16 protein-coding genes are annotated in these 13,542 nt (G+C 61.7%); 10 read left to right on the top strand and 6 right to left on the bottom strand.

Features of this window, described 5'->3' with window-relative positions:
* Positions 1–10: 10 nt before the first annotated feature.
* Positions 11–388 (bottom strand): membrane protein insertion efficiency factor YidD, encoded by a 378-nt coding sequence (gene yidD, locus ACSQ8R_RS09060; protein ID WP_436253035.1) that lies wholly within the window; start codon positions 386–388, stop codon positions 11–13.
* A 4-nt stretch (positions 389–392) separates the two neighbouring features.
* Complete coding sequence (locus ACSQ8R_RS09055) at positions 393–842, bottom strand: iron-sulfur cluster assembly scaffold protein (RefSeq protein WP_436253034.1); 450 nt, start codon at positions 840–842, stop codon at positions 393–395.
* Between the two features lie 286 nt (positions 843–1,128).
* Between ACSQ8R_RS09055 and folE the strand changes: the two genes are divergently transcribed.
* From folE to ACSQ8R_RS09040, 3 genes are all read left to right on the top strand, one after another.
* Positions 1,129–1,743, top strand: coding sequence for a GTP cyclohydrolase I FolE (folE, locus tag ACSQ8R_RS09050; RefSeq protein ID WP_436253033.1), 615 nt, complete (start codon positions 1,129–1,131; stop codon positions 1,741–1,743).
* A 28-nt stretch (positions 1,744–1,771) separates the two neighbouring features.
* A complete protein-coding gene (gene hisI / locus ACSQ8R_RS09045; protein ID WP_436253032.1) occupies positions 1,772–2,233 on the top strand; it encodes a phosphoribosyl-AMP cyclohydrolase in 462 nt (153 codons plus the stop codon).
* A gap of 108 nt (positions 2,234–2,341) precedes the next feature.
* Complete coding sequence (locus ACSQ8R_RS09040) at positions 2,342–3,301, top strand: patatin-like phospholipase family protein (protein WP_436253031.1); 960 nt, start codon at positions 2,342–2,344, stop codon at positions 3,299–3,301.
* A gap of 44 nt (positions 3,302–3,345) precedes the next feature.
* Here ACSQ8R_RS09040 and ACSQ8R_RS09035 read toward each other — a convergent pair whose 3' ends face one another.
* Both ACSQ8R_RS09035 and ACSQ8R_RS09030 read right to left on the bottom strand, forming a co-directional pair.
* The gene (locus ACSQ8R_RS09035; RefSeq protein ID WP_436253030.1) at positions 3,346–3,780 is read right to left on the bottom strand and encodes a CBS domain-containing protein; all 435 of its coding nucleotides are present in this window, start codon (positions 3,778–3,780) and stop codon (positions 3,346–3,348) included.
* A gap of 130 nt (positions 3,781–3,910) precedes the next feature.
* Positions 3,911–4,669 carry a rhomboid family intramembrane serine protease gene (locus ACSQ8R_RS09030; protein ID WP_436253029.1) on the bottom strand — a complete coding sequence of 253 codons (759 nt, stop codon included), beginning with the start codon at positions 4,667–4,669 and terminating at the stop codon, positions 3,911–3,913.
* A 219-nt stretch (positions 4,670–4,888) separates the two neighbouring features.
* On the opposite strand from ACSQ8R_RS09030, the gene ACSQ8R_RS09025 reads away from it, so the two are divergent.
* The 6 genes from ACSQ8R_RS09025 to ACSQ8R_RS09000 all read left to right on the top strand — a co-directional run bounded on the left by ACSQ8R_RS09025 (position 4,889) and on the right by ACSQ8R_RS09000 (position 10,392).
* Positions 4,889–5,470 (top strand): PAS domain-containing protein, encoded by a 582-nt coding sequence (locus ACSQ8R_RS09025; protein ID WP_436253028.1) that lies wholly within the window; start codon positions 4,889–4,891, stop codon positions 5,468–5,470.
* Positions 5,471–5,582: 112 nt separating this feature from the next.
* Positions 5,583–6,194 carry a PilZ domain-containing protein gene (locus tag ACSQ8R_RS09020; RefSeq protein ID WP_436253027.1) on the top strand — a complete coding sequence of 204 codons (612 nt, stop codon included), beginning with the start codon at positions 5,583–5,585 and terminating at the stop codon, positions 6,192–6,194.
* A 546-nt stretch (positions 6,195–6,740) separates the two neighbouring features.
* On the top strand, positions 6,741–7,352 hold the full coding sequence (locus ACSQ8R_RS09015) for a transglutaminase-like cysteine peptidase (RefSeq protein WP_436253026.1): 612 nt from the start codon (positions 6,741–6,743) through the stop codon (positions 7,350–7,352).
* A gap of 223 nt (positions 7,353–7,575) precedes the next feature.
* Positions 7,576–8,310, top strand: a complete 735-nt coding sequence (locus ACSQ8R_RS09010) for a hypothetical protein (protein WP_436253025.1) — start codon at positions 7,576–7,578, stop codon at positions 8,308–8,310.
* 157 nt (positions 8,311–8,467) lie between these two features.
* Positions 8,468–10,033: a D-alanyl-D-alanine carboxypeptidase gene (locus ACSQ8R_RS09005; RefSeq protein ID WP_436255423.1), complete on the top strand. Its 1,566-nt coding sequence runs from the start codon at positions 8,468–8,470 to the stop codon at positions 10,031–10,033.
* 89 nt (positions 10,034–10,122) lie between these two features.
* Positions 10,123–10,392: a hypothetical protein gene (locus ACSQ8R_RS09000; RefSeq protein ID WP_436253024.1), complete on the top strand. Its 270-nt coding sequence runs from the start codon at positions 10,123–10,125 to the stop codon at positions 10,390–10,392.
* Positions 10,393–10,407: 15 nt separating this feature from the next.
* On the opposite strand, the gene ACSQ8R_RS08995 is transcribed toward ACSQ8R_RS09000, so the two are convergent.
* Complete coding sequence (locus ACSQ8R_RS08995; RefSeq protein ID WP_436253023.1) at positions 10,408–10,845, bottom strand: DUF1489 family protein; 438 nt, start codon at positions 10,843–10,845, stop codon at positions 10,408–10,410.
* A gap of 71 nt (positions 10,846–10,916) precedes the next feature.
* A complete protein-coding gene (locus tag ACSQ8R_RS08990) occupies positions 10,917–12,320 on the bottom strand; it encodes an L-serine ammonia-lyase (protein WP_436253022.1) in 1,404 nt (467 codons plus the stop codon).
* Between the two features lie 501 nt (positions 12,321–12,821).
* Here ACSQ8R_RS08990 and ACSQ8R_RS08985 point away from each other — a divergent pair.
* Positions 12,822–13,520 carry a DUF599 domain-containing protein gene (locus ACSQ8R_RS08985; RefSeq protein WP_436253021.1) on the top strand — a complete coding sequence of 233 codons (699 nt, stop codon included), beginning with the start codon at positions 12,822–12,824 and terminating at the stop codon, positions 13,518–13,520.
* The last annotated feature ends 22 nt before the right edge of the window (positions 13,521–13,542 follow it).

Here is a 13,542-nt window from a genome sequence, read left to right as displayed (position 1 = left end):
CGCGGGATCATCATGCCTGCGATACTGGTGGGGCGCGACGACGCCAGTATCTCCACGGCGTCCACCAATGCTGCCGCCCTTCGAGCGCGTCCGGCACCGGATCGAGCCCGCCGGTACCGCCCGGCCCGCAGCGCGCCACCCGGAACAGCGTCATCCAGCCGCCCGGCCACAACCCGTGGCGGGCGACCGCCTCGTAGCCGAATTCCGAACAGGTGGGGATATGCCGGCAGGAATTGCCGATGAAGCCGGAAAGCGTCAGCTGGTAGAAACGGATCAGCCCCATGCCGAGCAGCCGGCCCGGCGTCTTGGCGAATGGGCCGGACCAGTTGCGGGAGCGGCTCGCCTTCGGTCGGGATTCGGAATGCTGGCATTCGGGAGCGTCGCACATCGGATCAGACGGTGGCCGCTTCGGACCGCTCCTTCGCCTCTATCTGGTCGATCGCATCGACGACCGCCTCGAAGGTCAGCATGGTGGAGGCATGGCGGGCCTTGTAGTCCTTGACCGGCTTCAGGTAGCGCATCTCCTCGAACCGGCCGTCAGGCCCCTCACCGCCTTCCTTCAGCATGGCGAGCATGTCCTGGCGCGCCCTGCGGATTTCGGCGGTCGTTGCGCCGATCACATGACGTGCCATGATCGAGGACGAAGCCTGGCCGAGCGCGCAGGCGCGCACCTCATGGGCGAAGTCCGTAACCCGGTCACCGTCCATCTTCAGATGCACGCGCACCTTCGAGCCGCACAGTTTCGAATGTTTTTCGGAGCTCGCATCCGCATCGGGCAACACGCCCGCATGGGTAATATTGCCGGCGAATTCGAGGATCTTGCTGTTATAGATGTCGTCCATCAAGGCTCGCTTTGAAACCGCCGTCGCTCGTTGAACACTGCGTCACGTCCGGCGGGCTACCATAAAAGGGTTCCTGCCATTATATGTGATGTCCGTGCGAGATCATCAAGAAAGGATGTTTTCACGAAATCCTACCGAAAACGGAACAGGATATCTTGTAAAAATGTTCGCCGAAGGTCAGATATCGCCGGATTGCCCAAAAAATCAGCCGCCGGTGCTCAGCGGCTGGTCAGTCCGTGAGTAACGCCAGTCGGATGCGGCCTTGAACCGCATCAGGAGACGATAGATGGATGCCATAGTGAAGAATTTTCCGGCTTCGAAAGAGAAGCAGGTCCGCCCGTCGCAGCAGGAAGCCGAAGAAGCCGTGCGCGTACTGCTGCGCTGGGCCGGTGACGATCCGGCCCGCGAAGGCCTGCTCGATACCCCGAAGCGCGTTGCCGCCGCCTACCGCGAGCTGTTCGGGGGTTACGAACAGTCGCCGGAAGACGTGCTCGGCCGCACCTTCGAGGAAGTCTCGGGTTATGACGATATCGTGCTGGTGCGCGACATCCCGTTCTTTTCCCACTGTGAACACCATATGCTCCCGATCATCGGCAAGGCACATGTCGCCTATCTGCCGAACGGCCGCGTCCTCGGTCTCTCGAAGATAGCCCGTGTCGTCGAAATCTTCGGCCGTCGCCTGCAGACCCAGGAAAACCTGACGGCGCAGATCGCCAATGCGATCGAGGAGACTTTAAAGCCGCGCGGCGTTGCCATCATGATCGAGGCCGAGCACCTGTGCATGGAGATGCGCGGCGTGCAGAAGCAGGGCTCGCATACGATGACGACGACGTTTACCGGAGAGTTCAAGGCGAACGCCGCCGAACAGGCCCGTTTCTTCACGCTGGCCCGCAACCGCTGACCCGCGGTTGTCCGGGCGGAGTTTCCTGATGCCGTTTTCTTTCGACCAGCCTTCCGCCGACAAGGCGGAACTCGAAGGCGCTGGCGCCTTCACGCCCCGTTTCGATCAGAACGGTCTCGTCACCGCCGTCGTCACCGACGTGCGCGACGGCGAACTGCTGATGGTCGCGCATATGGACGCCGAGGCGCTGGCGCTGACGGTGGAGACCGGCATCGCCCACTATTACAGCCGCTCGCGCGCCAAGATCTGGAAAAAGGGCGAGTCGTCCGGCAACCTCCAGACCGTTCATGAACTGCGCACCGACTGCGATCAGGACGCCGTCTGGCTGAAGGTCTCGGTCGCCGGGCATGACGCCACATGCCATACCGGCCGCCGCTCCTGTTTCTATCGGGTTGTAACCCAAAGTGATGGCCGGGCGGTTCTTGAAATCACCGACGATACGCGTCATTTTGACCCGGGTGTCGTCTATTCAGATCAAGGAACCATTTAGGCATCTGCCCCGTTTTTCGGCATGTCTCGCCTGAATAAACGATTTCGAAACCTGTCGGTGCGTTAATCGGCAGACCGGGGTTTGTTCAGCTGTGGAGGGTGTTTATCGATGCTGAACTGGAGTTGGAACCGTACCGATCCGCTTGCGGCACCTGCCGATGGCGGTGAAGCGAAAGTCCTAGAACCTACCCCCCCTCCCATCATAGAATCCCCCAAAAAAGCAAAACTCGCCCTCGCCCTTGGCGGCGGTGCTGCGCGCGGCTGGGCGCATATAGGTGTCCTCAGGGCACTTGACGAAGCCGGCATCGAGGTCGGCATGATCGCCGGCACTTCGATCGGCGCTCTGGTCGGCGGGTGTTATCTTGCCGGCAAGCTCGACGAACTCGAAAGCTTCGCCCGATCGCTCACGATGCGCCGGATCGCCGGCCTGCTCGATCTGACGATCGGCGGCGGCGGCCTTCTCGGCGGCATGCGGTTGACCAAGCGCATGCAGGAACACCTCGAGGGCCTGTCTATCGAGGAGCTCGATCGGCCTTTCGTATCGGTTGCGACCGAACTTCACACCGGCCATGAAGTGTGGATCTCCAGCGGCTCGTTGATTACGGGGCTTCGTGCTTCCTACGCCCTGCCGGGCATTTTCGAACCGGTGAAATGCAACAACCGGACGCTGGTCGATGGCGCCCTCGTCAATCCTGTGCCGACCTCCGTCTGCCGCGCTTACGAGCAGCCACTCGTGGTCGCCGTCAACCTGAACTACGAGATTTTCGGACGGTCGGCTGTCGTCAAGCACAATGCCAGCGTCCAGGCGATCGATGACGGCCGCAAGAAACCCCAGGACGTCCGCGTCGGCCTGACCGGCACCATGGTGCAGGCTTTCAACATCATCCAGGAACGCATTTCCCGGGCGCGACTGGCGGGCGATCCGCCGGACCTGGCGTTGCATCCGCGGCTTGCCGATATCGGACTGTCCGAATTCCACCGTGCCGGCGAAGCGATCGACCGCGGCTATACGGAAACGATGGCGCAGATTTCGGCGCTGAAACGCATGCAGGAAGTTTTCGCTCGCTAAGGTGGCGGATGCCGCATTAGCGAGCGAGGCGCAGCCGAAACGGCTCAGCCGGCGATATAGGCCTTGATCTGTTCGGCCTCGATCTCGATCTCGCGGATACGCGACTTCACCACGTCACCGATCGAGATGATGCCGGCGAGCTTGCCGTCCTGCTCGACGGGCACATGGCGGAAACGGCCGGAGCTCATCATTCCCATCAGTTCGTCGACGGTCGTTTCATCCTTGCAGCGCTGCACCGAAGTCGTCATCGCCGATTTGACCGGTTGATCGAGCACGGCGGCACCCTTGCCGGCGACGGCGCGCACCAGGTCGCGTTCGGTAAAGATACCGGCGATGCGGCCTTCCATGCCGGTCACGACGACGGCACCGATCTTCTTGTCGTTGAGGATCCCGGCGACTTCGAGCAGCGTTTTGTCGGGACCGACGGTCACCACGTCACGCCCCTTTGCATCCAGCATGTTCTTGACGATTATTGCCATGGCTCTCTCCTCGCAACCAGTTCGGCTTGGACATCGTCCGTTCCCGAAAAGCAAAGCGCCCGGGTGGAGGAACCGTCCCTGCACGTCCGCGGAAGTGTAGAGCGAGGCGGGAAAGAGATCAAGAAAGAGATCAAGGGCGCGGGAGCGTCATGACCCGGCGTGGCAAAGGATCGAAAAGGCCGAACAGCAGGAAGCCGAACAGGAAGCCGCCGATATGCGCGTCCCAGGCGATCGGTCCCATGTCCGCGCCGAACAGCGTCACCCCGAAGGCGATCAGCAGGTTGCCGGCGAACCACATCGCGGTGAAGATCACCACGGTGCGGTTGCGGAAGGAGCCGAGGATCGACTGGCGCGGATAAAGATGACCGTGTGTCCGGTCATAGCCCCGGCGTTCCGGGAAGGCGAAACGGCAGGCGGCCCCCATCAGCGCCGAGACGACCCCCGAGGCACCGATCAGCAGCGTCTCGTTGCCCCAGTTGAGCGCGGCATGGAAGAAGGCGGCAGCCACCGCCGAGAGGATCCAGAAGATCACGTAGCGCAGGGTGCCGATCCGCCGCACGACCGGCGCGCCGAAGGCCATCAGCCAAAGCGCATTGAAGAGGATGTGTTCGACGCCGCCGTGCAGAAGCGAATAGGTGACCGGCGTCCAGGCCCATGCAAGATCCTGGTCGCCGAGCGGATAGACGTAACGCAACGGCGTGAATGCCAGGTTCACGACCATATAGGCGCGCATATCCTCGTCCAGCAGGTAGTCCTGCACGATGTAGATGACCGCAAGCAAGGCCAGCGTCACGACAAGGCTCCGCGGAAGATTGAAAATTGGCTGCGAGCGCTCGGCGCCGTCATCCGCCTCGGGCTGCTCGTTTGCCATATCCGGCCCGTCGTTCATGCCAGCCCCTTCTGTATCTCATTGCCCTGCCGAATGGCCGACAGCCATATAGGAGCGGCCGTTCAAAGGAAAGCGCACCGGGATCACAGTAACGCCAGCGCATCGGCCGGTGATGGATCGTTAACCATCAGTCCTTTGCCGTGGCATGGATTTCGCTGCTGGAAGAGGACCGGCCGCGCATGAAGCGCGGTTTGTACCGAAATGTAACAGGTAGGATGAATGCGGAACCAGGCCAGCCGGGCGATCTTCGACTACTGGGTCAATCTCAAGCAAGACGGGGCGGCTCCCCTCAAGACCGAGATCGACCCCGCCGCCTTGCGTCATCTTCTGCCGCATCTTTTCATGGCCGCCATGGATCCTGCCGGCACGGTGGCATTCCGCCTGGCGGGCACCCGCATCTGCGACCTGTTCGACCGTGAATTCCGCGGCAAGGCTTTCGCGGATCTCTGGCTACAGACAGATTACCGGCAGCCGGTGGAAATCGCCCATAACGTCATTCATTCGCAACAGCCCGCGCTTCTGGACGTCCTCGCCTCGAATGGCCATATCCGCCATGCCTATGAGATGCTGCTTCTGCCGATCCGGTCGGTGGAGACGGCGGCGAGCGACCGCATCTTCGGTGCCCTCCTGCCCCGGCTCTCTCCCTATCCCGTAGCGGCAACGCCTGTCGCCTTCCTGACGCTCGAGAACTGGACGTTCCTGACCGGCAGCGGTTCGCATTTCGGTGTGCCGGTCACCGGCGATCACCGCAGTTTCTCCGATAGACCCGATCGGCTTCCGGCCGGCCGGCCTCCGTCATGACAACGAATACCCATCCCGGCGGGTGTTGGCGACGCGGCCTTCCAAAACCTTCTGTTAACCGCCGCGCGCTAATACTCTTAACGATAGACTTAGAAGAGAAAAGCTCTCTCAAATGTATTCATTTCAGCCGGCTCATAATCCATCGACACCCAGCGTTCCCGCGCAGCGCTCCTTTCAGCGCGTGTCCGTCAATATCCCAGGACGGCTGATGCTGGCGACGCATGAGGAATTCCCCTGCAACGTCGTGGACATGTCGCCGGGCGACGTCAGCTTTGCCTGCGTTGGTCGTCCCCTCGTTGGCGAACGGGTGATCGCCTATCTCGATCATATCGGCCGGCTGGAAGGCATGGTCGTCAGCCTGTCGGGCACCGGCTTCGTGATGTCGATCAACGCGACGGACCGCAAGCGCGAGAAACTGGCCGCCCAGCTGACCTGGATCGCCAACAAGCATGAACTCGGGCTGCCGGAAGATCGCCGCCATGATCGCCTGGCGCCGCGCAATACCCGCACGGAGATCACCCTCGACGACGGCCGGCGTTATGCCTGCCGCATCGTGGACCTTTCGCTGTCGGGCGCCGCGATCGATATCGATATCCGCCCGGCCCTCGGCACCCCGCTCCGGCTCGGCAACATGCGCGGACGTGTCGTGCGCCACTTCATGGAAGGTGTGGCGATCGAGTTCAATTCGGTGCAGTCGCGCGAAACGCTTACCGAATTCCTCTAAAAGCGTTCTTGCCACCACCACCATCCTGAAGCGTCCCATCCGGGGCGCTTTTTTTGTTGTCCATCCTCCGCCAACCAGCCTGTTTCATTGCCGGACAGGCCGGGAAACGGTAGCGGACTGTGCCGAAACGAACTTTTTTTCAAAAAAATGTCCCCTTTCGGCACTTTTTTTGAGCCGGGAATCGGCCTCGTCAGGTCCCCTTTGACTGTGTTGCGCCTCGACTTCTCACCTCCCCATCCTGATCGAGCACGGCCAACCGTCGTCATTTCCAGCCTTTCGAGGCTACGTCGGCTATTTTCGCCGATCGCCGAAAATCCTTGAATTACAGTTGGATAATGGCAAAGCGGCAATGTCGGCCGATGCCGATGGCGCCCATTTTATGAAAACCAACGGCAAATTCGTCTCTAATTTTATGAAAGATCGAGATGTATTTGAGCCATGTTTTAGACGAATTGAATTCAAATAAGATATTGATTTTACTTCGATATTTTCCTGTCAATCAAGCCCTGTCTGGCAGTGTTCTTCCCACAACGGGGAGACATAAAAATGAAGTACAGCAAGGGACTGGGCCTCGCCGCCATCACCGCCGCCATCGCAGTTTTTACCGCCGGAAGTTCGTTCGGCATGCCAGCTGGCAGCGTGCGTGTTCTCGGCCAGGCCAATCCGCCGCTCGGCCACTATGAGTTTTGCAAGACCTATGTCAGCGAATGCGCCGCGACCTACAAGGACGCCGGGCCGCTGGCCCTGACTGAAGACAAGTGGCGTACGCTTCTGGATGTCAACTACACGGTCAATTCCTCGATCACGCCGATGACCGATCAGGAAATCTACGGCGTCGAAGAACGCTGGGCCTATCCCCGCACCGTCGGCGATTGCGAAGACTTCGTGCTTCTGAAGCGCAAGATGCTGATGGCGAAGGGCTTTTCGCCGTCAGACCTGCTGATTACCGTCGTCCTGCAGCCGAATGGCGAAGGTCACGCGGTCCTGACGGTCCGCACGGATCGCGGCGACTTCGTGCTCGACAACATGCGCAACAAGGTCATGGTCTGGTCGGATACCGAATACACCTTCCTGAAGCGCCAGGCGAATGACGACCCTGCCCGTTGGGTAAAGCTGCAGGACGGTCGCGCCACCGCCGTGGGCTCCGTCGGCCAATAGTCCGCCAGTCCCGGGGCTGGAAGACCGCGGCGACCCGAGCCGCGGTCAATGTGCGGGACCGCACATCCGCAGGCATGCCGAACTGTCCTCGACCTGACCTGCTTTACGAAGCGTTAACCATAACGATCCAGACTGCCGCCAAATCGTTTGGCCCCTCTCCGTATTCCTGTCCCATTCCGGCGCCGGCGAATTCCCTCTCGAACGAGAACATGGAGCGCGCGTCATGACAGGTCCGGCCCGGAACGTCCCGGCTGCAGAAGAGGCGCCGCTCCTTTCCAATCGCTTCGTCTATCGACTGACCGTCGTCATCGCCGTCCTTGCACTGTTGACGGCGGGGATCAGCATCAGTGGTCACTGGTTCGGCCAGCGTATCGCGCTTGCCGGCCATACCGACAGTACCGAGAAATTCCTGATCCGGATCGGCCAGGACAAGCTCGAGCTTTCGGCCAACACGATTCGCTTCCGCGACCAGCGCCGAGCCGGCATCACCGAGCGCGTCGATCTTTACCTCACATGGCCGGAGCTCGAGGGTTACAGCACCGACCTGCGGTCCCGTTTCGATGATATCGGCCAGTCTTCCTCGTTGATTTTCCTGCAATTGTCGCAGAGCACGATGTCGCGTGACATGTCCGGGCGGCTGGAGCCGATATACTCGAAACTTTTCGACGGCGCGCCGCAGCAGGCGGCGTTCGGATTGACGCTCCACCGGCTGCGCGCCGACTCGGGTTATGGCAGCGAAGTCGTACTGACGGGGCAGCGCTCCGGTGCGCCGGACTATGTCGTGCGTTGCGTCCTGCCCGCCGCCGGCGACAGGCCCACCAGCGGCGATTGCCAGCGGGATATCCACATCGGCCAGGACCTGACGATACTTTATCGCTTCTCCAGCGCGCTTTTGAAGGACTGGCAACATATTGATGCCGCAGTTCGCCTCTTTGTCGAAAACCGGCTGGCGAAATAAGCGGCCACGGACGGGTCGGGGTCCAAGCCTGAGTTGATGTCTAAAATGCAGCATATCTAAGCAAGCTGCTGTTCATCATAAACCTCTTGGTAACGCTAATCCCCTAGATTGACGGGCAACGGTCGTGGCGGGGGCGCGTCCGGATATGACGAATGTGATGCAAGCGATGAGTGCGGCAGTGTCGAAAAAAATGTTCTCTGCATCCCTTCCGAAGGGTGATGCGACGGCTCCGGGGCGGTTCCTCGGTTTTCTCTTCACATTGGCTGTGGCGATTTCAATGTTTTCGACGCCGGCGGCTGCCGGTCCGAAATACGCCGGTATCGTAGTCGATGCCAAGACCGGCAAGGTTCTCTATTCGGAGGATCCGGACGGTCTGCGTTATCCCGCGTCGCTTACCAAGATGATGACGCTTTACCTGACCTTCGAGGCGCTCGAATCCGGTCGAATCAGTCTCGATACGCAGGTTCCGGTCTCTGCCCACGCCGCGTCGGAGCCGCCTTCCAAGCTCGGCGTTCGCGCTGGCGGTTCGGTCTCGGTCGATCAGGCCATTCGCGCACTCGTCACCCGCTCCGCCAACGACATTGCCACCGCTCTCGGTGAATTCATCGGCGGCTCCGAAGATCGCTTTGCATCGTTGATGACCGGCAAGGCGCGTGCGCTCGGCATGACCCGCACCACCTATCGCAACGCCAACGGCCTGCCGAACACCGCGCAGATGACAACGGCACGCGATCAGGCCCGTCTCGGCATGGCGCTGCGCCAGCATTTTCCGCAGTATTACGGTTATTTCTCGATCCGCAGCTTCAACTTCGGCAAGCAGACGATCGGCAATCACAATCGCCTGGTTGGCAACGTCAAGGGCGTCGACGGCATCAAGACCGGCTACACCCGGGCCGCCGGCAGCAATCTTGCGACCTCGGCCCAGCTCGACGGGCGTTCGATCGTCGCCGTGGTGCTCGGTGGTCGCTCCAGCGCTGCCCGTGACGCAACGATGCGCAAGCTGGTCGCGGAATATCTTCCGGAGGCATCTCGCGGCGGCAATGGCAACTTGATCGCCCAGGCAGCGCCCGTCGCTCCGGTTGCGCCTGCTCCTTCTGCGCCTGTCAGGTCCGCGCCGTCGGTTGCCGCGACGCAATCCGACGTCCGCCAGATGGCCGCCCTCGACCTGCCGCCGAGCGGTCCGCTGCCGGGCGCCCGTTATGGCGAGCAGCAGGCTGCAACCATGGCTCCCGCTGCCGCATCGGCCTATGCCGCAGAACCGGAACAGAAGAAAGTCATCACCCAGGCGATGAACTCGGCAATGGCCGGCGTCTCCGCCGTCCCGACGCCGGCGCCGGAATACATGCCGGCCAGGACCGAGGTGGCGGTGGCGCACCGGACCGGTCGCTCGACCGTCGATGAGGTGACGACCGCGTCCACCAAGGCCTCCGCGGTATCTGCAAAGCCCGCTCAGGCCGCGGAAGTGGCGATGGCGTCGAACGGCTGGGTCATCCAGATCGGCGCGTCGCCGAACCAGAAACAAGCTCAGGATCTCCTGCAGAATGCGCAGGATAAAGGCGGCAAGGTATTGCGTTCCGCCAAACCCTTCACTGTCGCCTTCAGCAACAATGGCGAACAGATCTACCGTGCCCGCTTCGGCGGCTTCGATGACCAGAAGACGGCGATCGATGCCTGCAACCTGCTGAAGAAGAAGGGCATCAGCTGCTGGGCGTCTCTTCAGTGAGAGACGACGCCGACGGCGATCAAGGAAATACCCGCGCCGGCCTTCCGGCGCGGGGGGATCTCGAAAGTAACGAGTAGACGGGGTTTCCGATGGCAATGAATGAAAACAGCGCAGAACTGGCCTTCAAGCCGGCGCAGAATTCCAGGGCGAAGGGCGCTGCCCTCAATCCGCTTCACGAGGCGGCCATGCGGCTCGCCGGTCTCGGCTTGAACCGTTCCAAGGAAAAGACCCGCGACTTGGTCTCCATGCTGCTCAGCCACGCCGCCCGCGCCTGGCGTCATTCCCAGCCGGAGGCCAATGTCCATCTGCATATCGGCATCCGCGCCGGCCGTGCGCCGGTTCGCATCAAGCTTCGCTGAGCGCAAGCTTTCCGGTTACAGAAGTCCAAGCTCGGCGAGTTCCCGCCGCAGATCTTCCGGAAGCGCCGCCACGTCCTCGCCGAGTTTGCCGAGGTCGCGCGGCGCTTCTTCGGTTTTCAGATACCGCCATCCCTGGAAAGGCCGCTTCGGCTGCGGTGCGGTCTCGATGACCTCGGGGCCGAGCACCAGCTGGCAGCGCTGGATACCGTCTCCGCCCGTAACCGTGCGGATATCGAGCAGCTTCTGCCGCGCCATCACCTGCCCCTTGATCACCCAGTATAGCGATCCGTCCTCGAGCAGTTCCTCCATGCGCTTCGGCGCCATGCGGGTCGTATGGACGCTGTGCGGCTCGAGGCCGGCGGCCATCGCGTTGAGCGACCGCTCAGCGACCCAATCCTGAAGATCCTGGATCGAATCGGCGCCGACGCAGAGTTTGATGAGATGTAGAGCCATGGTTTCGTTGAAGACCCATCCGGATGCGAGGTCAAGCGTTTGCTCGGCTCACTCCACAGCGGTGCGACGACTCAGCACTCCACGACGTTGACCGCAAGGCCGCCGGTCGAGGTTTCCTTGTATTTCTCGCTCATGTCGTTGCCGGTCTGGCGCATCGTCTCGATACAGGCGTCGAGCGGCACGAAATGCGTCCCGTCGCCCTTGATGGCGAGCGAGGCCGCCGTGACCGCCTTGACGGCCCCAAGCGCGTTGCGCTCGATGCAGGGCACCTGAACGAGGCCCGCGATCGGGTCGCAGGTCATGCCGAGATGGTGCTCCAGCGCGATCTCGGCGGCGTTCTCGATCTGCTCCGGGGAGCCGCCCATGACGGCCGCAAGCCCCGCCGCTGCCATGGCGGCGGCCGAGCCTACCTCGCCCTGACAGCCGACTTCGGCGCCCGAGATCGAGGCATTGTGCTTGATGATGCCGCCGATTGCGGCAGCCGTCAGCAGGAAATTATGAATGTCCGCCTGGGTCGCATCGTCGTGGAAATGCAGGTAATAGCGCACCGTCGCCGGAATGACGCCGGCAGCCCCGTTGGTCGGCGCCGTGACGACGCGTCCGCCGCCGGCATTCTCCTCGTTGACTGCCATGGCGTAGACGGAGAGCCAGTCGTTGGCGAGCAGCGGGTTCAGCCGGTTGCTGCGCCATTCCTCGTTCAGCTTGTCGTGGATCGCCTTCGCCCGGCGCTTCACCTTCAACCCGCCAGGCATGATGCCGTCGACCTTGAGGCCACGGTCGATACAGCTCGACATCGCATCCCAGATCCGGTCGAGACCGGCATCGAGCTCGGTGGAGCTCATCTTGGTTTCTTCGTTGGCGCGCTTCATCTGGGCGATCGTCAGGCCCGAACCGCGCGCCATGTCGAGCATCTGCCTGGCGGAGGCGAACGGATAGGGAATGCGCGCGGCATCACCTGCCGATTTCTTGGGGCTGCGCATGGCCTCCAGCTCGGTATCGGTCACCACGAAACCGCCGCCGATCGAATAGTAGATGCGCTTCAGGAGAAGCCGGCCGTCGCGGTCTAGGGCGGAGAAACTCATGCCGTTGGCATGGCCCGGCAACGGCTGCTTCTTGTCGAAGATCAGATCGGTCTTCGGCTGGAATTCGTAAGTCGGATGGCCAGGCGGCGTGACGCGGCCGCTGCGCTCCACTTCGCCGATGATCCCGTCCATCCTATCCGGATCGACGGCGTGCGGCTCCTCGCCGACCAGGCCCAATATCACCGCCCTGCCCGTCCCGTGCCCGATCCCGGTAAATGCGAGGGATCCGTGCAGGCTCACCTTCAGCGCTGCGACATGCGCACCGGTCGGCCTGGGCCAGTCGTTGGAGAGAATGAGCTCCAGGAAGCGGTTGGCGGCCGACATCGGTCCCATCGTGTGGGAACTCGACGGGCCGATACCAATCTTGAAAACGTCGAAAACGGACAGGAACATGTGAATCCGTGTGGTACGAGGATGGCCAAGCCTATGTCAGAGTGCCGCCGTGGCTTGGCGGTTGCCCGACATCGGGTGAACCGGCCGCGACATGGTCCTAAAATAGAAACGGCGCGGTACGAATACCACGCCGGGGACCGAAATTCCGGAATTCCAGTGAGATCGTCAGATGGCGCCGAAAATATATGCGAGGGCCAAGACACCTGCAAATCCTACGAGCGCCTTGAAAGTCACGCCCCAGCAGGACTTCTGAACGGTATCTTCCATGTCGTCTCCAGGTTCTTGCAGCATTGATGAACGTCCGCCTCGGGTCGTCATGGCTAATGGTCTATTAAAATCCTGCCGCCTCCGCAATGCAAAAATGGCGGAAGCATGGCGAGGTAGCGTTTGCAACGCCTGCCCGGCCCGAATCGTTCCCTTCCCCGCGCGGGAGGCTTGCCGCCGAAACCGAAACAAAGCATGACGAGACGGATCAAGACCGATTCCCAACGGTGAGGCCCCATGACGAACGCTGATTATATTGCGCTTGCCCTCTTTGCCGTGCTTTGGGCCGTTTATTCCTGGGTGACCGCCGGCGCGGGCTCGCGGCTGTTTCCGCGCGCCAGCCTCAACCGGGCGATGGCCGAACGGCGGAAGGACTGGATCTACAATTCGCTCCGCCGCGACCTGAAAATGATCGACACGCAGATTTTGGCGGGTCTGCAGAACGGTACCGCCTTCTTCGCCTCGACGTCGATCTTCGCGATCGGCGGCTGTTTCGCTCTGCTGGGCGCCACCGAACAGGTGGAAGCGGTCTTCCAAGGCCTGCCCTTCGTCGCTTACGGCGGCCGCACGGCCTTTGAACTGAAGGTGGCCGGCCTCACATTCCTGTTCGGCTATTCCTTTTTCAAGTTCGGCTGGTCCTACCGGCTGTTCAACTACTGCACCATTCTCTTCGGCGCCCTGCCTATGATGCACGACACCCACGCCGACCGGGCGGCGGCCGAGCGTGCGGCCGATCAGGTGGTGCGGATGAACACGATTGCGGCCGGCCACTTCAATTCCGGCCTGCGCGCGCTGTTTTTATCGATCGGCTATCTCGGTTGGTTCATCGGGCCCTATATGTTCATCGCGATGACCGTCGTCGTGATTGTCGTGCTCGTCCGCCGCCAGTATTTTTCCGAGGCCCGGCTGGCGATCATGGATCGTGGGACGCCCTGAGATTTGATCCGGAAAGACAAGC

Source organism: Neorhizobium sp. LjRoot104, from assembly GCF_964253725.1.
Lineage (GTDB): Bacteria > Pseudomonadota > Alphaproteobacteria > Rhizobiales > Rhizobiaceae > Neorhizobium.
This window is presented reverse-complemented; position numbering and strand designations above follow the sequence as displayed.